Annotated in this window: 20 protein-coding genes; 8 read left to right on the forward strand and 12 right to left on the reverse strand. The window is 54.9% G+C overall.

Annotated elements, in window-relative coordinates; translation table 11 throughout:
* The first annotated feature begins 38 nt into the window (after positions 1-38).
* On the forward strand, positions 39-998 hold the full coding sequence (locus tag KWG64_RS17005; protein ID WP_218522561.1) for a GlxA family transcriptional regulator: 960 nt from the start codon (positions 39-41) through the stop codon (positions 996-998).
* A gap of 27 nt (positions 999-1,025) precedes the next feature.
* Here the strand turns inward: KWG64_RS17005 and KWG64_RS17010 are convergent, their stop codons facing one another.
* Positions 1,026-1,607, reverse strand: coding sequence for a DNA-3-methyladenine glycosylase I (locus tag KWG64_RS17010; RefSeq protein WP_218522562.1), 582 nt, complete (start codon positions 1,605-1,607; stop codon positions 1,026-1,028).
* 180 nt (positions 1,608-1,787) lie between these two features.
* Here KWG64_RS17010 and tus point away from each other — a divergent pair, with 180 nt between their 5' ends.
* Complete coding sequence (tus, locus tag KWG64_RS17015) at positions 1,788-2,723, forward strand: DNA replication terminus site-binding protein (protein ID WP_218522563.1); 936 nt, start codon at positions 1,788-1,790, stop codon at positions 2,721-2,723.
* A 69-nt stretch (positions 2,724-2,792) separates the two neighbouring features.
* Here tus and fumC read toward each other — a convergent pair whose 3' ends face one another.
* Positions 2,793-4,190, reverse strand: coding sequence for a class II fumarate hydratase (gene fumC / locus KWG64_RS17020; protein ID WP_218522564.1), 1,398 nt, complete (start codon positions 4,188-4,190; stop codon positions 2,793-2,795).
* Between the two features lie 261 nt (positions 4,191-4,451).
* On the opposite strand from fumC, the gene manA reads away from it, so the two are divergent.
* The 4 genes from manA to fetB all read left to right on the forward strand — a co-directional run bounded on the left by manA (position 4,452) and on the right by fetB (position 8,899).
* Positions 4,452-5,633, forward strand: a complete 1,182-nt coding sequence (gene manA, locus KWG64_RS17025; RefSeq protein ID WP_218522565.1) for a mannose-6-phosphate isomerase — start codon at positions 4,452-4,454, stop codon at positions 5,631-5,633.
* Positions 5,634-5,777: 144 nt separating this feature from the next.
* The gene (locus KWG64_RS17030) at positions 5,778-7,313 is read left to right on the forward strand and encodes a YdgA family protein (RefSeq protein WP_218522566.1); all 1,536 of its coding nucleotides are present in this window, start codon (positions 5,778-5,780) and stop codon (positions 7,311-7,313) included.
* Positions 7,314-7,467: 154 nt separating this feature from the next.
* Positions 7,468-8,139: an iron ABC transporter ATP-binding protein FetA gene (fetA, locus tag KWG64_RS17035; RefSeq protein WP_218522567.1), complete on the forward strand. Its 672-nt coding sequence runs from the start codon at positions 7,468-7,470 to the stop codon at positions 8,137-8,139.
* Entirely contained in the window at positions 8,126-8,899 is a 774-nt protein-coding gene (fetB, locus tag KWG64_RS17040) for an iron export ABC transporter permease subunit FetB (protein WP_195815131.1), read from the forward strand. Before fetA ends, fetB begins: the two co-directional genes overlap by 14 nt.
* Positions 8,900-8,951: 52 nt before the next feature.
* Here fetB and KWG64_RS17045 read toward each other — a convergent pair whose 3' ends face one another.
* From KWG64_RS17045 to KWG64_RS17065, 5 genes are all read right to left on the reverse strand, one after another.
* Positions 8,952-9,647 carry a GntR family transcriptional regulator gene (locus KWG64_RS17045; RefSeq protein WP_195815132.1) on the reverse strand — a complete coding sequence of 232 codons (696 nt, stop codon included), beginning with the start codon at positions 9,645-9,647 and terminating at the stop codon, positions 8,952-8,954.
* 285 nt (positions 9,648-9,932) lie between these two features.
* The gene (locus tag KWG64_RS17050; protein WP_255562212.1) at positions 9,933-10,547 is read right to left on the reverse strand and encodes a dual specificity protein phosphatase; all 615 of its coding nucleotides are present in this window, start codon (positions 10,545-10,547) and stop codon (positions 9,933-9,935) included.
* A 93-nt stretch (positions 10,548-10,640) separates the two neighbouring features.
* Positions 10,641-12,374, reverse strand: coding sequence for an iron ABC transporter permease (locus KWG64_RS17055; RefSeq protein ID WP_218522569.1), 1,734 nt, complete (start codon positions 12,372-12,374; stop codon positions 10,641-10,643).
* A gap of 19 nt (positions 12,375-12,393) precedes the next feature.
* Positions 12,394-13,395 (reverse strand): ABC transporter substrate-binding protein, encoded by a 1,002-nt coding sequence (locus KWG64_RS17060; protein WP_370628707.1) that lies wholly within the window; start codon positions 13,393-13,395, stop codon positions 12,394-12,396.
* A gap of 54 nt (positions 13,396-13,449) precedes the next feature.
* On the reverse strand, positions 13,450-14,511 hold the full coding sequence (locus tag KWG64_RS17065; RefSeq protein ID WP_218522570.1) for an ABC transporter ATP-binding protein: 1,062 nt from the start codon (positions 14,509-14,511) through the stop codon (positions 13,450-13,452).
* 320 nt (positions 14,512-14,831) lie between these two features.
* Here KWG64_RS17065 and KWG64_RS17070 point away from each other — a divergent pair, with 320 nt between their 5' ends.
* Both KWG64_RS17070 and KWG64_RS17075 read left to right on the forward strand, forming a co-directional pair.
* Positions 14,832-15,170 carry a type II toxin-antitoxin system RelE/ParE family toxin gene (locus KWG64_RS17070; RefSeq protein ID WP_255562213.1) on the forward strand — a complete coding sequence of 113 codons (339 nt, stop codon included), beginning with the start codon at positions 14,832-14,834 and terminating at the stop codon, positions 15,168-15,170.
* Positions 15,154-15,456, forward strand: a complete 303-nt coding sequence (locus KWG64_RS17075; protein ID WP_152326227.1) for a helix-turn-helix transcriptional regulator — start codon at positions 15,154-15,156, stop codon at positions 15,454-15,456. Before KWG64_RS17070 ends, KWG64_RS17075 begins: the two co-directional genes overlap by 17 nt.
* Positions 15,457-15,483: 27 nt before the next feature.
* Here the strand turns inward: KWG64_RS17075 and xdhC are convergent, their stop codons facing one another.
* Genes xdhC through guaD form a run of 5 tightly spaced genes read right to left on the reverse strand, consistent with a single transcriptional unit; the run spans position 15,484 to position 22,081 of the window.
* Positions 15,484-16,272: a xanthine dehydrogenase accessory protein XdhC gene (xdhC, locus tag KWG64_RS17080; protein WP_218522571.1), complete on the reverse strand. Its 789-nt coding sequence runs from the start codon at positions 16,270-16,272 to the stop codon at positions 15,484-15,486.
* Between the two features lie 11 nt (positions 16,273-16,283).
* Positions 16,284-18,686 carry a xanthine dehydrogenase molybdopterin binding subunit gene (gene xdhB / locus KWG64_RS17085; RefSeq protein ID WP_218522572.1) on the reverse strand — a complete coding sequence of 801 codons (2,403 nt, stop codon included), beginning with the start codon at positions 18,684-18,686 and terminating at the stop codon, positions 16,284-16,286.
* Positions 18,679-20,097: a xanthine dehydrogenase small subunit gene (gene xdhA / locus KWG64_RS17090; RefSeq protein WP_218522573.1), complete on the reverse strand. Its 1,419-nt coding sequence runs from the start codon at positions 20,095-20,097 to the stop codon at positions 18,679-18,681. The genes xdhB and xdhA overlap by 8 nt, the downstream gene beginning before the upstream one ends.
* Entirely contained in the window at positions 20,094-20,732 is a 639-nt protein-coding gene (locus tag KWG64_RS17095) for a TetR family transcriptional regulator C-terminal domain-containing protein (RefSeq protein ID WP_218522574.1), read from the reverse strand. The genes xdhA and KWG64_RS17095 overlap by 4 nt, the downstream gene beginning before the upstream one ends.
* The gene (gene guaD, locus KWG64_RS17100) at positions 20,729-22,081 is read right to left on the reverse strand and encodes a guanine deaminase (RefSeq protein WP_218522575.1); all 1,353 of its coding nucleotides are present in this window, start codon (positions 22,079-22,081) and stop codon (positions 20,729-20,731) included. Before guaD ends, KWG64_RS17095 begins: the two co-directional genes overlap by 4 nt.
* Positions 22,082-22,200: the final 119 nt, after the last annotated feature.

The raw sequence follows: 22,200 nt of genomic DNA on the forward strand, positions 1-22,200 counted from the left end.
TAAGGACATAGCCGCATTCTGCGACAGGAAATCATCTCATGCCCAAACACATCATCATTCTGGCCGTGCCAGGCGTTCAGTTGCTGGATGTCTCCGGCCCGCTGGACGTTTTTGCCGAGGCAAATCAGCAACGCGGGCGTGAGGTGTATAAACTCAGCGTGATGGCCGTGGCCGATCCGACCGTTGTTTCATCTTCCGGCGCCCGCCTGCTGGCCGATCTGACACTCGACGCCCCGCTTCCCGACGCGCTGGACACCTTCCTGGTTGCCGGTGCGCCGGTGCTCGACAGCTTCATTTCAGATGAAAAGCTGCATGAAAATATTTGCCGCTGGAGCCATCACGCACAGCGTTTCGGTTCGGTTTGCAGCGGCGCGATGTTGCTTGCGGCGGCTGGATTAATCAACGGGCGTCGCGTCACCACACACTGGACTGTCGCGGAACGGCTTCATCAGGAATATCCGCAAGTGAACGTAGAAGCTGACGCAATTTTTATTGCCGATGCCGAACTTCGCACCGCGGCTGGCGTAACGTCCGGGCTGGATTTGGCACTGAATATGGTGGATGAAGATCTCGGGCGGGAAACGGCACTCGACGTTGCCGCACAGCTGGTGATGTTTTTTAAACGTCCCGGCGGCCAGTTACAATTTAGCCGCCATGGGCAGGCTTCGTTAAGCGGGCGTTCTGCTTTGCAGGACGTTCAGCGCTGGGTGCTGAACACTCTGGATCAGCCACATAATGTGCAAAGTCTCGCCACACATATGGGGATCAGCGCCCGGCACATTACCCGTTTATTTAATCAGGAACTGAATCAGTCCCCGGCCGAATGGCTTGAACAGCAGCGTGTATTTCACGCGCGTCAGCTGCTGGAAACTGGCGAGCTGGCGGTGAAACAAATCGCGGCGGAATGCGGATTTTCCAGCGTCGATATCCTGCGACGGGCGTTTGTCAGACAACTTTCAGTGACACCGTCACAATATCAAAAGCATCACAGCTCATGATATTTATTACTTATCATTCAGTAGGTTTCAGGCATCTTCTGCAACCTGAGCACGTCGAAAACAGTCGGGATGATGCGTATTGATCAGGCCCGTCGCTTCCATCCAGGCATAAACAATCGTCGGGCCGACGAAGGAAAATCCCCTTTTCTTCAGATCCTTCGAAATCCGTTCTGACAGCGCATCTTTCGTTGGAACCGGGCCGGTGTGCTGAATGGCTTTTCCACCAATTTGTGCCCAAATCCACTCACCAAATTCTTCGCCTGACGCCTGCATGGCCAGATACGCACGGGCGTTTTTAATCACTGCGGTGATCTTGCTGCGCGAACGAATAATGGCGGCGTCATTCACTAATCTTTCGATATCTTCTTCAGTAAATTCAGCCACTTTTTGCGGGTCAAAATGGTAAAATGCCTGCCGCAAAGCATCGCGTTTTTTCAGTACGATCCGCCATGACAAACCCGCCTGGAAACCGTCCAGCATCAGCTTTTCCCATAAGGCACGGCTGTCGCGAACCGGTTTTCCCCATTCGCGATCGTGGTAATTGCGCATCATCGGGTCATTATCACCCCACGGGCAGCGCGGTAAATCATCAGGAAATTCAGAGTTCATGGCAGGCCTTCTGGCAATGTGATGATCAAGCTTACGATAAAGCCGCGCAGGTTTAAACCGCCGCCCTTTTTCCCTGATAAACAGCATTAAAATCCCAGAATCAATAAAAAAACCGAAGGTCAGGTGTGCACGGTTTTGAATTATGTCATAAACTGTATGTTGTAACTAACTGGAGGTTTTATGGCAGATTATGATTTAATTGCCCGGATGAACGGTTGTTTTAACGAACTGGAACTGGCTTTGCACGATCTGGGTAATTTCCTGAATCAGCTGGAATTATTGCAGGCCAGAGTGTTTGCCTTGCCGGAGATTGCCAAGGGCGAAGAACATAATCCTGCGGATAAAATTCAGGTCACCCCTTTTACCGGTGAAGCAGCGCAGCAGCTGGCGTTACAGCATTTTCAGCGTCTGTTTATCCATCATAATAACGAGAATGTGAGCAGTAAATCCGCCGTCCGTCTGCCCGGCGTGTTGTGTTATGCGGTGGACGAAGCCGAACATCAGTCCGCCCTGCTGCTGATTGAAGAGGTGAATAAATTAAAAGCCGAGCTGGAGAATATTGTCACCGTTGAATCAGGTCTCGCCCGCGAACAGCGATTTGAATTTGTTCATACTCACCTGCGCGGGCTGATTACGCTGAACGCTTACCGCTCGGTCAATTTTCTGAATGATCCGGATTCCGTGCGGTTTGGCTGGGCGAACAAACACATCATTAAAAACGTCACGCGTGATGAAGTGCTGGCTCAGCTGGAAAAGAGCCTGAATGCGGGCCGCGCTGTTTCGCCATACACTCGCGAACAGTGGATGGAAAATATTAACCGTGAAATGAACGACGTAAAGCGCCTGCCTGAGCATGCGGCGCTGAAATTTAAACGTCCGGTGAAAGTCCAGCCGATTGCGCGCGTGTGGTACCACAACAGTCAGAAGCAGGTGCAACATCCCTGCCCGCTGCCGCTGATTGCGCTGTGTCTGCGCACGCCGGTAATGCAGGTGCCAAAACTCGGCGAATTGCAGGATTACGATGCGTCATCGGTGAAACATAAATATAAGCCGAAATCACAGCCGCTCAGCCTGCTGATCAAACGTCTTCATTTATATACCGACTATCCGTTATAAAGCGCGGCACATAAAAAAGGTCCGGAAATCCGGACCTCATTTTGCGTTATTACTTTTAACCGGAAACGATCAGCGCTTCATGCTGCCCACCATGTCTTCCGGACGCACCCACTCATCAAACTGTTCTTCCGTCAGATAACCGAGTTTCAGGGCTGAGCCTTTCAGCGTCAGGCCTTCGTGGTGCGCTTTTTTGGCAATTTCTGCCGCTTTGTCGTAACCGATATGCGTATTCAGCGCGGTCACCAGCATCAGAGATTCGTTGAGCAACTGCGAAATACGGTCACGGTTAGGCTCGATGCCCACTGCGCAATGCTCGTTAAAGCCGCGCAGTCCGTCAGCCAGCAAACGAACGGATTGCAGGAAATTGTGGATCACCAGCGGACGGAACACGTTCAGTTCGAAGTTACCGGAAGCACCGCCGATATTCACCGCCACATCATTACCCAGAACCTGCGCGCACAGCATGGTCATTGCTTCGCACTGCGTCGGGTTCACTTTACCCGGCATGATGGAGCTGCCCGGTTCGTTTTCAGGAATCGAGATCTCGCCGATGCCGCAACGCGGGCCAGATGACAACCAGCGCACATCGTTGGCAATTTTCATCAGCGACGCGGCCAGGCCTTTCAGCGCGCCATGCCCGTGAACCAGCGCATCGCAGGTGGCCAGCGCCTCAAATTTATTCGGTGACGTCACAAACGGTTGACCGGTCAGTTCGGCCAGCGCTTTCGCCACGCGCACGGCATATTCCGGATGCGTATTCAGGCCGGTACCGACCGCAGTGCCACCGAGCGCCAGTTCGGCGATATGCGGAATGCTGTTTTCGATATGCTTAAGGTTATTTTCCAGCATCGCCACCCAGCCGGAAATCTCCTGGCCCAGCGTCAGCGGCGTGGCATCCTGAAGGTGTGTACGCCCAATTTTGACGATATCGCGAAATGCTTCGGCCTTAGCCTGAAGGGTTTTGTGCAACACGTTCAGTTCAGGGATCAGCTTTTCGCGTAGCTCAGTCACCGCCGCCACATGCATTGCAGTCGGGAAGACATCGTTCGAGCTTTGGCTTTTGTTCACGTCATCGTTCGGATGAACTTTGCGCCCTTCGCCGCGCTCGCCGCCGAGGATTTCACTCGCCCGGTTGGCCAGCACTTCGTTCATGTTCATGTTGGTCTGGGTGCCGGAGCCGGTCTGCCAGATTGAAAGCGGGAATTCTGTGGTGTGTTTGTCGGCCAGCACTTCGTCTGCCGCCGCAATAATGGCGTTACCGCGTTCAGCGGGTAACAAACCCAGATCGATATTCACACTGGCCGCTGCACGTTTTGTTTGGGCCAGTGCGTGGATCAGGGCCACCGGCATTTTTTCCGAGGAAATACGAAAGTGTTCAAGCGAACGTTGTGTCTGTGCGCCCCAAAGCTTATCTGCCGGAACATCGATAGGCCCCATTGAGTCTTTTTCAATGCGAGTCGCTGCCATTACAGTCTCCTTAGCTTTTTTGCCCGAATGATGAATTCGGTTGATAATTGTGGTTTTTTGCAGGTTTTTGAGTGCCGGATGCGGTCCCACGCATTCACGAAGCTATGCCTCGAGTATAGTGTCATATAAGGCAGACGTATAATTCGAATCGGTTCTGATTCCGAGTTTTCGCCCTAACCGCACTTTTTGAGGCATCTTAGTTGTAAAGCCCGCTTTGTCATTGTTTACTATGCCCAGAACTTTTCTATTCAGGATGAAGCAATGCAAAAGATGCATAACGGTGTACAAAATTACGCCTGGGGCAGTAAAGACGCGCTGACTAAACTTTACGGTATCACCGACCCGCAAGGCCGTCCGATGGCTGAACTGTGGATGGGTGCTCACCCGAAAAGCAGTTCTCAGGTTGAGAATGCCGAAGGCCAGACCCTTTCCCTGCGTGATCAAATCAGCGCTGACCTTGATGGCCAGCTGGGTAAAAAAGTCGCCAAACGTTTCGGCGAATTGCCTTTCCTGTTTAAAGTCCTGTGTGCCGACCAGCCGCTTTCCATTCAGGTTCACCCGAGCAAAGGTGCTGCCGAAATTGGTTTTGCGAAAGAAAATGCGGCGGGCATTCCTCTGGACGCCGCAGAGCGTAACTATAAAGATCCGAACCACAAGCCTGAGCTGGTTTACGCCCTGACGCCTTTCCAGGCGATGAACGGTTTCCGTGAACTGCGTGACATCGTTTCCCTGCTGCAACCCGTTGCCGGTGCACATCAGCTGATTGCCAGCTTCCTGAATTATCCTGATGTCGATCATCTGCGTGCCCTTTTCGCCGGCCTGCTGAGTCTGGAAGGCGAAGACAAATCCCGTGCGCTGGACGTGCTGAAATCCGTGCTCCGTGAACAACACGGCGAGCCGTGGGACACCGTGCGCAGTATTTCTGAATTCTATCCGGACGATTCCGGTCTCTTCTCTCCGCTGCTGCTCAACGTGATCACCCTGCAACCGGGCGAAGGCATGTTCCTGTATGCCGAAACGCCGCACGCCTACCTGAAAGGCGTATCTCTGGAAGTGATGGCGAACTCAGACAACGTGCTGCGCGCCGGTCTGACCCCGAAATACATCGATATCCCTGAGCTGCTGGCAAACCTGAAATTCAACGCCAAGCCTGCCGGTGAACTGCTGACCACGCCGGTGCAAAAAGGCTCGGAACTCAACTTCCCTATTCCTGTCGAAGATTTTGCCTTCTCGATTCATGAGATTGCCGCGGAACCACAAACGCTGGAACAAGACAGCGCCGCAATCGTCTTCTGTATTGAAGGCCAGAGTGTGCTGTCAAAACAGGGTGAAACGCTGACGCTGCTGCCGGGTGAATCCTGTTACCTGGCCGCCAGCGAATCGCCGGTGACCGTGAGCGGTAACGGTCGCATTGCGCGGGTCTTCAATACCCTGAGCAAGTAAGGTGAGATGAAATGAAGATGAAACAAATTGGGGCTCCGTGCCCCAATTTGATGATTTTTCTGTTGATTCAGCTACACTCAGGAGACTAATAACGCCGTAAGGCGTTTTTTATTTTCGGGATATTTCATAAGGATAAACAGAGATATGAAGAAGTCGATAGTCGCTGTAAGCGTCATTGTAGTCCTTGGCGCGGCCTGGACAGGCGTCTCGTGGTATACGGGTAAACTTATTGAACAACATCTGGATGAACAGGTTGCGGCGGCTAACAGCCAGTTGCAAAGCGCTTATCCAAAAGCAGGTCTGAAAGTCAGCTATCAGGATTACCATCGCGGGCTGTTCAGCAGTAACTTGCGTCTTGTTTTGCAACCTGATGCGGCGGCTGCCGCGGCCGGTACCAGCGTGCTGAAAACCGGTGATGAAATTGCCTTTATCGAAACCATCGATCATGGCCCGTTCCCTGCCGCTCAGCTGAAAAGATTCAATCTGATCCCAAGCATGGCTTCCGTGCATTCAGAGCTGCAAAACACCCCGACGCTGAAAGGTCTGTTTGACGTCACCAAGGGTAAATCGCTGATCACCGCGGACTCGCGTCTGTCTTACAGCGGCGCCAGCGCGTCAGCGATTGATATCATTCCGGTGACATACCAGAAAGATGAAAGTCAGCTGCAATTTTCCGGCGGTACAATCAATGTTGATGTTGATAAAGACATGACTGCGATGAAACTGAAAGCCAGCACCGACAGCGTGGCGCTTACCTCTAAAAACCAGTGGGGCCAGCTTGAGAAAGTGACGCTGGCCGGTTTCAGCATGGACAGCGATACGCAGCAAGGGAAATTCCAGGTTGGCGTGGGCGATCAAAATCTGATCGTGAAACAGATTCTGGTCAACATTGACGGCAAAGACGCCGGTTCACTGGACAATTTCAAGCTGGTGAGCAAGTTCTCTGAAAGCGGCAATAACATCAACGGTCAGCAGGATTACACCATTGATGCGCTGAAAATTCAGGGCGCGGATTTCGGCTCTGCCAAACTGACGCTGAAACTGGATAAACTGGACGGCGCTGCACTGAAAGAGTTTGCCGACAAATACAATAATCAATCCCGTGAACTGCTGATGCGTCAGAGTGAACTGGATCCGGCGGTTTATCAGCAACAGGCTGCCGATTTACTTCTGGCCGGTCTCCCGACGCTGCTCAAAGGCAACCCGAGCATCAGCATTGCGCCGCTGAGCTGGAAGAACAGCAAAGGCGAAAGCACCTTCAACCTGCAACTGGATTTGAAAGATCCGGCCGCAGCGCCAGCACAGACGCAAGATCAGATGTTGTCTCAGCTGGTGAATAAGGTTGATGCCACACTGAACATTCCACTGCCGATGGCGACTCAGGTCACCACGCAGGTTGCGCAGCTTGAAGGCTACAGCGCCGATGACGCCGCGAAACTGGCTCAGCAGCAGGTTCAGGGTCTGGCCGCGATGGGTCAGATGTTCAAACTGACCACCGTGAAAGATGACACCATCACCAGCAGCTTCCATTACGCTGACAATCAGATTGACCTGAATGGCCAGAAAATGACGTTGCAGGAATTCGCCGGTCTTTTCGGTATTCTGGGCGGGCCAGCAGCGCCAGCACCAACACCTGAACAGGAAGCACCTGCCGCTCCTGCACCCGTTCCGGCTCAGTAATATTCTTTACTCCTCCCCCTGCGAAGGGGGAGGTTGGGAGGGGGTTTTACACACGACACCTTCTGGCCTGCGTTAACCCACACCCCATCCCAACCTTCCCCTCGTGAGAGGGGAAGGAGTAAGACCCCCTACCGTTATCAAAGGATTTTCAGGCGTGACCACTCCTACTGACCTCCTCAGGCTGAACGATGTTTCGTTCACCCTCAATAATATTCCGCTCCTTGAGCCCGTTTCATTAACCCTGAATCCCGGTGAATTTACCCTGCTGACCGGTCCTTCCGGCAGCGGAAAAAGCACGCTGCTGAAAATCATCGCATCACTGCAAAACCCGACCGGCGGCAACCTGTATTTTAAAGGCGAAGACATCAGCCGGATTAAACCTGAAACCTATCGCCAGCGTGTTTCCTATTGCTTCCAGACGCCGTCGCTGTTTGGCGAAACGGTCTACGACAACCTCGCACTGCCTTACCAGATCCGCAATAAAAAGGTGGATGAAACACAGCTGCGCGCCTGGCTGACCAAAGTGAACCTGGCAGAGGATATGCTGACGAAGCGGGTTCAGGAGTTGTCCGGCGGTGAGAAACAGCGCGTCGCCCTGCTGCGTAATTTGCAGTTTTTGCCTGATGTGCTGCTGCTCGATGAAATCACCAGTGCGCTGGACGAGGAAAATAAGGTCAATATTAATGACATTATTGCCAGCCTGGTCGCCGAAAAACAGCTGGCCGTGTTGTGGGTCAGCCATGACCTGAACGAAATTCGTCACGCCAGACACGTCATTACCCTGACCCGCCACACGCAAGGAAGTCCGGCTCATGAATCAGCATAATATTACCGACCAGTCACTGGCGCTGGCGTTGATCCTGGTGGTCGTCGCCCTGCTGGTCAGCAAGAAAGAAAAACTCGGGCTGGAAAAAGACATCATCTGGAGCGTGGCGCGCGCCATTGTTCAGCTGGTGGTCGTCGGCTATGTCCTGAAATATATTTTCGATATCAATAACAGCCTGTTAACCGTGCTCATGGTGCTGTTTATCTGCGTCAATGCGGCGCTGAATGCGAAGAAACGCAGTAAGAATATCGATAACGGTTTTGTTATTTCGTTTGTCGCCATTACGGTCGGTACAGCGCTGACGTTAACAATCCTGATCCTTAGCGGATCAATAGAATTCCTGCCAATGCAGGTGATCCCGATTTCAGGGATGATTGCGGGGAATGCGATGGTGGCGGTGGGTTTGTGCTACAGCAACCTGAATCAGCGCTTTATCGACAATCAGCAGAAAATCCTCGAAATGCTGAGCCTCGGCGCGCCGACAAAAATGGCCTCCGGGAAGATTATCCGTGACAGCATTCGTGCGGCGATGATCCCGACCATTGATGCCGCAAAAACCGTGGGGATCGTGAGTTTGCCGGGCATGATGTCCGGCCTGATTTTTGCGGGTATCGACCCGGTGAAAGCGATTAAATATCAGATTATGGTGACGTTTATGCTGCTGGCGACCGCCAGTTTATCGACGATTATTGCCGGCTATCTGGCGTATCAGCGCTTCTATAATGATCGCGCGCAGTTGCGCTCATTGAAATCTTCATAGCCTTCACAGCGCCCTGCCAGCTGATCCGCGGCGGGCGCACTTTTCTTCCGGCCTAGAGATCCGACAGCACCTGACGAAGATTAATTTCTCCCGACGCTTCATCATCCAGATCCAGAACCCTTTCCAGTTCGTTCAGATGTTCCTGCATCGACTGCACGGCCAGCGCATTGTCGCCCCTTTCCAGCGCCTCAATAATCGCCTGATGCTCATCGCACTGGCACGAAGACACATCGGCGCGCTGATACAACGCCACAATCAGGGAACTGCGCACCATCAGGTTCGAGAGGATTTCACTCAGCACGCTGTTGCCTGAGATTTCCCCGAGGATCAGATGAAACTCGCTCAGCTCACGCACAATCACACGACGGTCTTCGGATTTCGCCGCTTCCCTCTCGCCGTCCAGATGCGTCTGAATGCGCTGACGATGCTGACGGATACAGTCCGGGCTAATCCCTTCCACTATCGCGCGCTCAATCGCACGTCGGGCAATAAACACTTCACGGGCTTCTTTCGCCGTGGGCTGTGACACCATCGCCCCGCGGTTAGGTTCAATGGTGACGATGCGCTGCATAGACAGGCGCTGTAGCGCAACCTGCACATGATTACGGTTAGCGCTGAGTGCCTCAACCAGCTGCGACTCTACCAGACGGGTGCCGGGACGCAGACGTTGCTGCGCGATAGCCTTCGATAAAACGTCGACAATGCGCTGAACTTCCAGCTGCTTGGCGGTTGTAATTTGATTACTCATGGAATGCTAAATAGCCTCTTTATGGCAGTTTTCGTGCAAACTATCACCGGCCGTCAACTTTCGTCATTAGCAAATGAAGTCTGACCGTGAATAATGCACAAGTCCGCAACAAAACGGCACGTATTATTCATCATAATTATCATTCCCGCACGCATTCCCTAAATTCTTACATTATCAAAACGAATCCGCATTCCGGCTGACGAAGTTGCGCAGGCTCCCCGCGATGACAGGGAGTGCGGGTCTGTGAAATGAATCTGTTGCTGGAAGTGATAAAACGAGGGGGAATTACGCCAGGGATCCTGTGTCTGTATGCGCAATGTGTCCGAACATAAAACTCACCGGCAATTCAGCAACCTGATGAATAAGCGCCAGCAAAGGTTCGCAGGGATGCGCATTATCCAGCCCGCGCACGGTCCGTAAAAAGGTCAGCGCGGTTTCGGGCGTCGGGAATTTATCCTGCTGGGTGAAATACAGATAAAGCGCCAGCACCGCCACCGAACGGCTGCGCCCGCCACGACAGTGAATCAGCACGTTGGCCGCGCGGTGTGGCGGATAACTGCGTTTACCGGGGCTGGCCTGTCCGAGTAAACCGTCCAGCGCCAGCACGCCTGCGAGCAGGTGATTTACCGTATTGCCCGCCCCGTCAATCAGGCCGATTTGAGTTCGCCGCAGCCAGGTGCCATCGGGCAGCGCCAGATCACCGAGCTGGAGATTAACCGCCATATTCAGCGCCGAGGTAATATTGTGCTGGTGTAACAGATAAGCATCCTGCGCCGCCGGGCCATTTCCGAGGTATAACCAGCGGTGGCTTTGTCCGGTCACCGGGACGAGTTTAATGAGTAGCGGCCGGCTGTCTTCTTCTTGTTCAGCTTGTTTACGCGTTTGTAGGGAATCAGTCATTATCATCTTCCTGATATCAGTGAGTTCCGAAACGGTAACACATCTGAAAGTCGCAAACCTTTGCCTGTTTAGCACTTTACCGACTTCCTTAATTCATACCCTCCACGGCAGTACACCTTCCGGCAAACGTCGGGCAAACAGCGACGCCAGTAACATCAGGATCAGCACCACGCCAATCATCAGGCAACCTGTAGCCGCAGCGAGCGTCGAAGAACCGCCCTCGTCGAGAAACACAATCATCGGGCCAAGCGTTTGTGTGCCGGACGTCACCAGTAAGATTGATACCTGAATTTCATTAAGCGCCGTCAGGAATACCAGAATCGTCCCCGCCATTGCCGAAGGCGCCGCCAGCGGCATCAGGATATCTCGCATCCGCCGCAGAAAACCGGCACCAAAAATTTGTGCGGCCTCATCCAGAGAACGTTCTATCTGCGCAAAGCCTGCCATTGTGGGCCGCAGGACCAGCGCCATAAAGTTGGAAAGATAGGCCGCAAGAATAATCCACACCGTGCCATACAGGCTGACGTGGACAAGCGGCAGCGGTTTAAGGAAAAACAGAATGGACGCAATCCCCGTGACAATCCCCGGTAACGCATAAGCCAGCTCCGTGGATAACTGTAAAACGCGCACCAGCCGCGTGCGCTGCCAGCTGAGAAAATAAGCCAGAAACAGCGAGGCGACGGTCAGGATCACCGCCGTAAGCAGCGTCAGCCCCAGACTGGTGAAAAAGGCCTGGCGGATAGCCGGATACCCGAACAGCGCATTGGCATAATTACTCAGCGTCAGGCTGCTGAACGTCAGCGCCTGACCGAATCCCTGCGTCAGTGATGTTGTCAGCAGCGCGGAAAGCGGCAGCAACAGGGTCAGGATCATCCAGAGCCATACGATAATCTCTACCGGCAAACGCCAGCGGCCGAGCGGATGATGCAAAGAACGCGGCGTACCGGTCACGCGCACATCCTGACGCCCGCCCAGCCACCGGCTGAGCATCAGACCCGCCAGCGTAATCGCGGCAATCAGCAAAGAAAGTACCGCCATGTCCGCCAGCGCTGACGCGCCAAGGGTATTGAGCTGCTGATAAACCAGCGTGATCAGTGTAGGCACGCGCCCCGGAATGCCCAGCATCGCCTGAATGCCGAAATTTCCCGCCGCTGTGACAAACGACAGCGCCGTACCGGCAAAAATCGCCGGACGCACCAGCGGCAAAATGATCGTAAACAGAACCCGCCACGGTTTCGCCCCGCCAGCCCGCGCCGCTTCAACCAGATCGGCGGGCAAACGACGCAGCCCCGCGCGCACCATCAGAAACACCAGCGGCGCATTGTGTAACCCGAGCAAGATAATGATGCCGCTCATCGAATATAACGGCGATGGCGACCCCGGCGGCAGGCTCAGTCCGAAGAATTGCAAGACCGGGCTGGACGGCGAAAGCGCCTGAACCCACGCCAGCGCCGTTACCTGCGGAGGGATCATCAGCGGCAGGATGAACGTGAAAACCCATGCCTGTTTGCCGCGCAGATTGGTTAACGCGATAAGCAGCGCCGCCACGGTGCCAAGCAACATCGCCAGCAACGTGGAAACAACGGCGATCGTCAGCGTATTCACCGTGGCGATCAGCACCCGTCGGGTGCCCAGCAGATGGCTGAACCGCGAGAGATCCGGGATCCCCTGTGGTGCCACCGCCGCCCACACCAGCCGCGCCAGCGGTGCGACCGACAGAATACCTATCAGCAACGTCAGCCCCCAGAGAACCGCCTTCTCGCTGCCCGGCCAGTAACGCCTGCGCGCAGCCACCGTGCGGCGCTGAATTTCACTCATCACGCTCATCTGCCTTTCCCTTCAGCCATCAGCCGCCGAAGATTTCTGTGAATTTCGCACGTACCTGCTTATCGTCAGCCACGGCTTTGTCAGAATCGAGCGTCAGCAGTTTGATGGAATCCACCGGCGCAAAGCCTTCCGGTGCAGGAACGGTTGCATCAATCGGACGGTTACCCTGTTTTGCCACCAGTTGCTGCCCCTGCGGCGAGAGCATGAAATTCACAAACGCTTTGGCTGCCGGCACGTTATGCGCCCCGGCGAGGATAGCTACCGGCTCCGTCACAAAGGACGCGCCTTCTTTCGGATACACCAGATCAATCGGGGAGCCTTGTTTCTTCGCACGGATAATATCGGCATCCGTGATCACACCGTATTTCGCCATGCCGCTGGCAACGGCTTTCAGCGCCGGGCCATTTCCACCTTCCGGTGTAATCCCGTTTGCCGCCAGTTTCTGATAAAACGCCCAGCCAATATCCGGCGTGTTAATGGCCGTATGCAGGTGATAAAGCGCAGCCCCGGAATACAACGGGCTTGGCACCGCCACCTGGCCTTTATTCTGTGCGTCGGTCAGTGCCATCCAGCTGTCGACCGGTTTGGCATTTTTCGTGTTGTACGCAATAACCGTGGCGATGATTTTTGTGCCGAACCAGGTTTTATCTTTATCGTAGAAATCCGGGCTGATATTGCTGACCGGGGCATCAGGATACGCCATCAGCTTGCCGTCTTTTTTCAACGCACCCAGATTGATGGAATCTGCCACCAGCAGTACATCGGCTTTCACATCTCCGGCCATCATTTCCGTCTGCAACACATTCATCAGCTGCGTGGTGCCGTTACGCGTCCATTCCACCTGAACGTCGGGATATGCCGCTTTAAAGGCATCGACTGTCTGTTGTGCGATTTCCGGTGCCTGAGAGGTATAAATCACCAGTTTGCCCGACGCCGTTTCTGCCGCATTGGCAAAAGTGAACAGCACGGTAGCCAGTGACAGCGTGCAAAAACTCAATCTGATGGTAGTAGAAATGTGCATAGCCCTGTCCTTTTGAGAATCAGTAGTTTTAAGAATGAGTGAATTGAGAAGGGATCATTGAGGAAGTACCCAGCCGTCTTCGATGATAAAAGTGACATTGTCACCCGGCTGAACCTCTTTTTTAGAATGAATGGATAATCTGAGTTCCGGCGCAGCGTACGGCGTGATGTCTGTCTGGTAGTAGCCGCCGCGATAAATCTGCCGGGAAACCCGTGCCGGAGTCCCCGTTTCCCCCGGTTCGGCAAAACGTAAATCCGCCGCGTGAACACACGCCTGCGCCTTTGCCATGGAAAGCTGTGAAACCGGCGACCGTAACCTGACGTGGGTGCCGAAAATCGCTACCCGCGCATGGCCGTTACCGTCCGGCCAGACATCCGTCACCGGAATGACGCGCCCGTCATCGATAAACGTGGCGACCATTTCATTGGCCGGTTCCCGGTACAAAATCTGCGGCGTGGCGAACTGCATCACACGCCCTTCGTTCATCACCACCACGCGATCCGCCAGCGACATCGCCTCCTGCTGGTCATGAGTGATATACAACAGCGTCGCGCCGGTGTGCTGATGAAAGCGGCTGAACTCTTCTTCCATTGCCGCCCGCAGGTGTACATCGAGATTTGCCAGCGGTTCATCGAGCAGCACTACGCCCGGGCGTGTAACCAGACAACGTGCCAGCGCAACCCGCTGCCGCTGACCTCCCGATAAATCCGCTGGCCGCCGTGTTGCATATTCGCGTAACCCGACCAGCGCCAGCGCCTCTTGTGTGCGGACGCGCCGTTCATTGCGATCCATTCCCGCGACTTTCAGGCTGTACGCCACGTTCTCTTCTACCGACATATGCGGCCACAACGCGTAATTCTGAAACACAATCCCCAGCTCACGTTTCTCCGGCTGTACATGCACATCGGGCGATGAAAACAGACGATCGCCTACGGTGATCGTGCCGCTGTTGACCGGCTCAAACCCGGCCACAGTCCGCAGGAGCGTCGTTTTTCCGCAACCCGACGGGCCCAGCACGGCCACAAACTCCCCCGGCCGGATATGCAGGGAGACATCGTTAAGCACCGGTTGTGTGGCGAAGGATTTACTCAGGTGGGAAATCTGGATGGCAGACATGCGTCGGTATTTTCCTCAAAGCGGCGATGGCCTGTTCAATGAGAAAACAAATTACTGCGGTTTTGTGACTGTTTTATGAACGGGTTGAGAAGGTTTGGTTTGTCTTATGTTTCAGTAATTTATTTTTTGCGAGACATCGCGGAGGAAAAGATCGCCCTTCTGAATTCCCTGCAAATACCCGACAGGATGCGCGGGTGCGATGGCACAACGCGTCGGGCGCGGGAAAGAATGTGAACCCCGTTCCCGATTAAAAATAATCATAAATGATTACTTCCACTTTGCACAAAACGTAATCATACTCCACCGCAAGGAACGCCATTGTGTACGACGTGACGGTATTACCCGCTGCCATGAAGGAGCTTCGCAAGTTGCCTCCCACGCTGAGTGCCAGCATTGCTGATGCTTTGAAGGAGCTGGAGATCTACGGTGCCGCGTTACAGGATCCGCAGGTCCGGTATGTCGGAAATGGAATACGGGAAGTCCGGGTAACCAGTCTGGAGGGCCTGGGCAGAGCGTTTTATTTTTTTATGCAGGGTCGCCGCATTTATGTCGTGCATATCCTGCATAAGAAAACGGCTAAAACGCCGCTTCAGGATTTAGAACTGGCATTACAACGTATGAAAAATATCAAAAAGGATGAATATGAAAGATTACGATGAAAACAAGCTCATTCCCCTCAGCGCAGTTATGGAGGAGATGATGCAGGATCCTGAATTCGCCGCAGCGTATGAGGCAATTCAGGTGCACAAAAAAATGGTCGCCGAACTCAAGGCGGCGCGGCTGGCGGAATCCCTGACGCAGGAGGATATCGCGCGGCGCACCGGCATGAAAAAACAAAATATCAGCCGGTTTGAAAACGGTGCCGCATCCCCGACGCTGAATACCGTCAGTCGTTACGCGGTCGCGCTTGGCGGCACTTTTGAATTCAAAAAACTGCACGGCTAGCCTTTAGCGGGTCCGGGTAAAATTCGGTCAGTTAACCGCCGGATTTTGCGCCCCATACGCCGCGATAAATTCCCCCGCTATCGCCACTGCGATTTCAGCGGGGAGTTTACCCCGCACATCCGGCAGACCGACCGGGCAACGCATTCTCATCAGTTGCTCGCCGGAAATCCCCTTGCCGGATAAACGATAATCAAAGCGTTTGCGTTTCGTCTCAGAACCAATCAGCCCGAAGTAGCGGAAATCACCGCGTTTCAGAATCTTTTCGCTGAGGGCAAAATCCAGCTGATGATCGTGGGTCAGAACCATGAAATAACTGCCCGCGGGCATTTGCGCCACGGTGCCTTCCGGCTCGTCATCCACCACACAGGTAATCTGCGGGTCAACGTGAACAGGAAATTCACTGGCGCGCGCATCCACCCAGGTTATCCGGCACGGTAATGTACTGAGTATGTTCACCAGCGCCCGGCCGACGTGTCCGGCGCCATACACCACCGCATGCGGCTGAGGTTGCCCGAGGGGTTCCAGCAGAACGGACGCCATGCCGCCACAGCATTGACCGAGCCGTGCGCCTAACGAGAAACGCTCTAACCGGCTGGTTTTCGCGCCCTGTTGCAGCATTTCGCGGGCAATGGCAGTGACCTGAAACTCCAGATTTCCGCCGCCCAGGGTATAAAACTGGTCACCGGCGGTGATCAGCATTTTACTGCCCGCATCACGCGGCGTTGAACCTTGCTGATCGACCAGCGTCGCCACCACGCAAGGCTCGCCGCGCTGCCGGAGGTCATGTAAACGGGTTACCCAGTCATCGGTACGCATTAAAACCTCCGTTAACCGTTCGCTTTTTCGGCATTTGCGCTGACGACACTTGTGACAACGTCACCGTAAAATCTCAGCTGGTTAATGCCGTTCAGCACTCTTTCCGGCGTGGCAGGCGCATCGATATGCGGATGAACGCGGTAATCCGCGAGGCTGGAAACCGCGTCTTTAATCGCGCACCAGACAGATATTCCGTGCATAAACGGTGGTTCACCCACGGCTTTAGAATGGAAAACCGTGTCTTCCGGGTTCTTGCGGTTTTCCACCAGATGAACGCGCAAATCCTGCGGGATATCACCGATAGCCGGGATTTTGTACGCCGCCGGGCCACTGGTCATCAGCCGTCCTTTGTCGTTCCATACCAGTTCTTCGGTCGTCAGCCAGCCCATGCCCTGAACAAATCCGCCTTCCACCTGGCCGATGTCTATCGCCGGATTCAGCGAATCGCCGACGTCATGCAAAATATCGGCACGCAGCAGTTTGTATTCGCCGGTCAGCGTATCAACCAGCACCTCGGCGCAGGCCGCACCATAGGAGAAATAATAGAAAGGATGCCCGGCTGCCTTGCTGCGGTCATAGAAAATCTTCGGCGTTTTGTAATAACCGGTGCTGGAAAGCGGCACCTGATTGAGCCAGCACTGGGTGGCGACCTGCTCAAAGCTGAAATACTCGTTTTTGACCCGCACCTGACCGTTGCTGAACTCCACGTCACTTTCTGCCGCGTCGTGAACGCGCATCAGCATTTCCACCATGCGCGCTTTAATGATCTCGGCCGCATTCTGCGCCGCTTTACCGTTAAGGTCCGCGCCGGAAGAGGCGGCCGTCGGCGAGGTATTCGGCACTTTTCCGGTGTCGGTAGCCGTTATCTGAATACGGCTGATATCCACCTGAAAAACTTCGGCGACCACCTGCGCGACTTTGGTATTGAGCCCCTGTCCCATTTCCGTGCCACCGTGATTGAGCTGAATGCTGCCGTCGGTGTAAACCAGCACCAGAGCCCCGGCCTGATTGAGAAAACTGGCGGTAAAGGAGATGCCGAATTTCACCGGCGTCAGCGCCAGTCCCTTTTTAAGGTACGGATTGTTTTGATTAAACTGTGTGACAGCGTCACGCCTTACGGCATATTCCGCGCTTTCTTCCAGCTGGCGGGTCATCTCCTCAAGCAGATTCTGGCCGACCGGCTGGTGATAATGCGTGATGTTGCGGCTTTCCTGGCCGTAGTAATTATTTTTACGCACGGTCAGCGGATCCTTCCCCAGTTCGCGGGCGATGTGATCGACAATATGCTCAATGGCCAGAATTCCCTGCGGCCCGCCAAAACCGCGGTAAGCCGTATTCGACGCCATATTGGTTTTACAGCGGTAACCGGTAATTAAGGCGTCGCCGAGGTAATAGGCGTTATCGGAATGGAACATCGCCCGGTCAACAATGGAACCGGAGAGATCCAGTGAATACCCGCAGTTGGCCGCCAGCTTCAGGTCGATACCGTGAAAGATGCCGTCATCCGTAAACCCGACGTCGTAGCTGACGTGAAACGGATGTCGTTTGCCGGTGATCAGCATGTCGTCCTGCCGCGCCAGACGCATTTTCGCCGGGCGTCCGGTAAGATGTGCCGCCAGCGCGGCCAGACAGGCCGTGCCTGCCGCCTGCGTTTCCTTACCACCAAAACCGCCGCCCATGCGCCGCATATCGACCACCACTTTGCGCATCGGCAAATCCAGCACCGAGGCCACCAGTTTCTGGACTTCAGTCGGATGCTGCGTCGAGCTGTAAACCAGCATCGCGCCGTCTTCGCCCGGCATCACCGACGCAATCTGCGTTTCCAGATAAAAATGCTCCTGCCCGCCAATCTCCAGCTCGCCCTGCAAGCGGTGCGGCGCACTGGCCAGCGCCATTCCTGCATCGCCGCGTTTATGCTGATGCGGTTCTTCCACGTAATGCTCAAGTGCCAGCGCCTGTCTGATAGTCAGCACGGCGTCACGGGGCTGATATTCCACTTTAGCCAGCGCAACGGCGGCGCGGGCGGCTTCCGGAGAAGTTGCGGCGACCACCAGCACAATCTGCCCGACGTATTCCACCACACCCTGCGCCATCAGCGGATCGCCGTGGGTCAGCGGCGCGATATCGGGATTACCCGGCACATCTTCCGCCGTCATCACCCGCACCACGCCCGGCACGCTGTAACAAGGTCCGGTATCGATATGCAGAATGTCGGCGTGCGCGTGCGGGCTGAGCAGCGGCACCAGATGCAGCTGGCGCGGAAACTCCAGCCGGTCATCGGTGTACACCGCTTCTCCGCTGACGTGTTTATCCGCGCTTTCGTGTTTCTGGCTTTTGCCCACGCCGCTTTGAAGTCCGGCACGGAACAACTGTTCCATCTCCTGCCGGGAAAGTGACGGTTTGGATTCAGACATAATGAGTTACCCGCATCAGCGTTTCAGGAGACGTCAGTTCGATATGGCAGCGGCGCAGCAGGTTTTTGGCGACCTGCATGCGGTATTCGCGGCTGGCGCGGAAATCAGTGATCGGTGTGAAATCCTGCTCCAGCGCCTGACATGCCCGCTCAAGGGTGGCGGTTTGCCACGGTTGCCCGAGCAGTTGCGCTTCACAATGGGTAGCGCGTTTCGCCACTTCCGCCATGCCGCCGAACGCGATGCGTGCATGCACCACCACGCCGTCGCGGACTTCAATCTGTAGCGCGGCGCACACCGCTGAAATGTCGTCCTCAAGCCGTTTCGACACTTTATAAACCCGCAACTGCCGCGCCTCCGACGTCACGCGCGGGATGCGGATCTGCTCGATAAATTCGCCCGGCTGCAAGGCCGTTTTGCGATAGCCGAGGAAGAATTCGTCCAGCGGTAATTCGCGTTGTGCCGCGCCACAGCGCAAAAGTAATGACGCGCCCAGCGCCAGCAGAACCGGGCCGCCGTCGCCAATCGGTGAGCCGTTGGCGATATTGCCGCCAAATGTGCCCTGATTACGGATTTGCTGCGAAGCAAAACGCTCAAGCAGCTCACCAAACGCCGGAAATTCACGGTGCAGAACCGGCATACAGGCGCTCAGCGTCGCCGCCGCGCCAATATGAATTGCCTGACCGGTCAGCGTAATGTCTTTCAGTTCTTCCACATGGCTGAGCGAAATCAGTTTCGGGATACGCTGATAACGTTGCGTCACGTCCAGCGCCAGATCGGTGCCACCGGCCACCAGACGGGAATCCGGCTCCGCCAGATACCGTTGCGCCAGCTGCTCAATCGTGACCGGTTGTTGCGTCGCGGAAATCGCCCGCAGTTTTTCGAGCGAATGCAGAGTATTGGCGTCAAACTGATCGGCCTGCGGGGCTTCGCAAACCGCCTGCGCCGCCGCCATAATCGGCCGGTAACCGGTGCAGCGGCAGAGATTGCCGGAAAACGCCTGCAGGGCTTTTTCGCGGTTAAACGGCTCGCGGTAAGACGCCCGTTTTTGCTTTTCCAGCGCAAACAGCGACATCACAAAACCCGGCGTGCAGAACCCGCACTGCGAAGCATGGTTATCCGCCATCGCCCGCTGAACAGGGTGCAGCTCGCCCTTATGTTTCAGATCTTCAACGGTGATCAGCTGTTTGCCGTGTATCGCAGGCATAAATGTCAGGCAGGCGTTGACCGTGGTGTATTTCAGCCCGTCGCCCTCTTTTTCGGCCAGCACGACGGTGCAGGCGCCGCAGTCACCGGAGGCGCAGCCTTCTTTGGTACCGCAACGCCCGGCATCGCGGCGCAGATACTGAAGAACCGTGGTATCGTCCGGCAGATTTTCCGTCTGGATCCTGCCGTTCATCAGAAACTGGATCATGCGTTATCCCCCTTCCGGCACCCGTTCAAAATCAGCGTGGTGACTTCGCCGATGATGTGTTCCCGCGCGACGTCATCGCCGTCAAAATTGCCGTACATGTGTTTCACCTGCACGGCGAAATCGGCGTAATACTGCGTCAGCGCCCAGATGTGCATGATGAACAGACGCGCATCCAGCGGGCGGATTTTGCCCTCAACAATCCACTGATGGATCAGGTTTTCTTTTCCGACGATGTTCTGCGTCGCCTGCGGCCAGTATTTTTGCAAATAATGTCCGCCACTCAGCACTTCGCTGGTGAAAATGCGTGACAGTTCCGGCTGGTCGAACGAAAAACTCAGCTTGTTGCGGATGTAGCGGCTCAGCACGGCTTCCGGTTCACTGAGCGTCGGGTCGAACTGAATAATGTCGCCCCAGACTTTCAGCACTTTCTGCAAGAGCTCCTCGTACAGCTCTTCTTTTCCGGCAATGTAGTAATGCAGTTGGGCTTTTTTGATGCCCGCACGCTGTGCAATCGCCTGTGTGGTGGCGCCCTGAAAGCCTTTTTCACTGAACTCCGCAATCGCTGCCGCATGGATATTTTCCAGCGTGCGCTCGCGGGCTACGCGAACTTTACTGCCGGTATCGCTGTTCATCATGCGCAAAAATCTCCTGACATTTCGTCCCGTGCATAGGCCAGTTCGCCGTCGATGTACGTGCAGTACACGTTTCGGTCGTCGCCGAGCGTCATCAGCACAAACAGTTTCTCCGCCAGCGTTTTGCTGTTGGCAGCACGCAGTTTTTGCAGCGCGCTGACGCCCGGCTCGAGCACCACGAAATCGGCTTCTTTTCCGGCGTCGAAATTGCCGATTTTGTCATCGAGATGCAGCGCCCGTGCGCCGCCCAGCGTGGCGTGATAGAAGGCTTCGAAAGCCGATAACCGGTAACGTTGCAACTGGCCGACTTTGTAAGCTTCAAGCAACGTTTGCAGCATGTTGAAAGTGGTGCCAGCGCCAACGTCGGTGCCCATCCCCACGCGGATCTGCTTCTGCCAGGTTTTTTGCAGGTTGAACAAACCGCTGCCGAGAAACAGGTTGGACGTCGGGCAAAACGCAATCGTCGAATCCGTTTCGCTCAGACACTCCCATTCGCTGTCATCAAGATGCAGGCAGTGCGCGAAAACGCAGCGCTCGCCGGTCAGACCGTGCTGATGATAAACGTCGAGATAATGCTGATGTTCCGGGTGCATTTCTTTTACCCAGGAGAGTTCTGCCACGTTTTCGCTGAGATGGGTGTGCATATACACGTCCGGGAATTCCTGCTTCAGCAGACGGACTTTTTGCAGCAGTTCGGATGAGGACGTTGGCGCAAAACGCGGCGTCAGCGCGTAGCTCAGGCGCTGACGGTTATGCCAGCGCGCAATAAGGGCGCGCGTATCGGCCTCACTTTGCTCCGGGGTTTCAAGCAGTGCGTCGGGAGCGTTTTTGTCCATCATCACTTTGCCAGCCACCAGCCGCATGTTGATGTCAGACGCTTCTTTAAACAGCGCATCGACCGACTGCGGATGCACGGTGCCAAACACCAGCGCCGTGGTGGTGCCGTTGAGTAAAAGCTGATTGATGAAGAATTTCGACATGCGCCTGGCGTAATCCGCGCAGTGATATTGCTGTTCCGTCGGGAAGGTGTAGCGCGTCAGCCATTCGAGCAGTTGCTCGCCGTACGCGCCGATCATTTCGGTTTGCGGGTAGTGAATATGGGTATCGACAAAACCGGGAACGATCAGTTTGTCGCGGTAATCATCAATTTCCAGCCCGGCGGTTTTTCGCACGCTGGCGAGCTTTGCTTCGCCCTCCAGCCATTCCCCGAGCCAGACGATATGCCCGCCGCTCAGCAGCATCAGGCCGTCTTCGATATAACGCACGCTGGCTTCAAGTTCTTCCGGCCCGGTGACCGGCTGGCGGATATCAAAGAAGTTTCCGCGTACCGCGCGGGTGATAACCTGACTCATGGCATAGTCCTTCTGTGCAACATTCTTATTGATGATTAATAACAGAACGTTTGCAAAGCTTATGCCAAATCTGACCAACCGGTCAGACCGTCTGGTTCTTTTTTCTCACGCCAGCCAGA

The organism is Rahnella sp. PD12R, assembly GCF_019200965.1.
GTDB classification, from domain to species: Bacteria; Pseudomonadota; Gammaproteobacteria; order Enterobacterales; family Enterobacteriaceae; genus Rahnella; species Rahnella laticis.

Bases quoted from the DNA above. Each gene is read 5' to 3' on its own strand.
- KWG64_RS17005 (WP_218522561.1), top strand. From the start codon at position 39: ATGCCCAAACACATCATCATTCTGGCCGTGCCAGGCGTTCAGTTGCTG.
- KWG64_RS17010 (WP_218522562.1), bottom strand. From the start codon at position 1,607: ATGAACTCTGAATTTCCTGATGATTTACCGCGCTGCCCGTGGGGTGAT.
- tus (WP_218522563.1), top strand. From the start codon at position 1,788: ATGGCAGATTATGATTTAATTGCCCGGATGAACGGTTGTTTTAACGAA.
- fumC (WP_218522564.1), bottom strand. From the start codon at position 4,190: ATGGCAGCGACTCGCATTGAAAAAGACTCAATGGGGCCTATCGATGTT.
- manA (WP_218522565.1), top strand. From the start codon at position 4,452: ATGCAAAAGATGCATAACGGTGTACAAAATTACGCCTGGGGCAGTAAA.
- KWG64_RS17030 (WP_218522566.1), top strand. From the start codon at position 5,778: ATGAAGAAGTCGATAGTCGCTGTAAGCGTCATTGTAGTCCTTGGCGCG.
- fetB (WP_195815131.1), top strand. From the start codon at position 8,126: ATGAATCAGCATAATATTACCGACCAGTCACTGGCGCTGGCGTTGATC.
- KWG64_RS17045 (WP_195815132.1), bottom strand. From the start codon at position 9,647: ATGAGTAATCAAATTACAACCGCCAAGCAGCTGGAAGTTCAGCGCATT.
- KWG64_RS17050 (WP_255562212.1), bottom strand. From the start codon at position 10,547: ATGACTGATTCCCTACAAACGCGTAAACAAGCTGAACAAGAAGAAGAC.
- KWG64_RS17055 (WP_218522569.1), bottom strand. From the start codon at position 12,374: ATGAGCGTGATGAGTGAAATTCAGCGCCGCACGGTGGCTGCGCGCAGG.
- KWG64_RS17060 (WP_370628707.1), bottom strand. From the start codon at position 13,395: ATGCACATTTCTACTACCATCAGATTGAGTTTTTGCACGCTGTCACTG.
- KWG64_RS17065 (WP_218522570.1), bottom strand. From the start codon at position 14,511: ATGTCTGCCATCCAGATTTCCCACCTGAGTAAATCCTTCGCCACACAA.
- KWG64_RS17075 (WP_152326227.1), top strand. From the start codon at position 15,154: ATGAAAGATTACGATGAAAACAAGCTCATTCCCCTCAGCGCAGTTATG.
- xdhC (WP_218522571.1), bottom strand. From the start codon at position 16,272: ATGCGTACCGATGACTGGGTAACCCGTTTACATGACCTCCGGCAGCGC.
- xdhB (WP_218522572.1), bottom strand. From the start codon at position 18,686: ATGTCTGAATCCAAACCGTCACTTTCCCGGCAGGAGATGGAACAGTTG.
- xdhA (WP_218522573.1), bottom strand. From the start codon at position 20,097: ATGATCCAGTTTCTGATGAACGGCAGGATCCAGACGGAAAATCTGCCG.
- KWG64_RS17095 (WP_218522574.1), bottom strand. From the start codon at position 20,732: ATGATGAACAGCGATACCGGCAGTAAAGTTCGCGTAGCCCGCGAGCGC.
- guaD (WP_218522575.1), bottom strand. From the start codon at position 22,081: ATGAGTCAGGTTATCACCCGCGCGGTACGCGGAAACTTCTTTGATATC.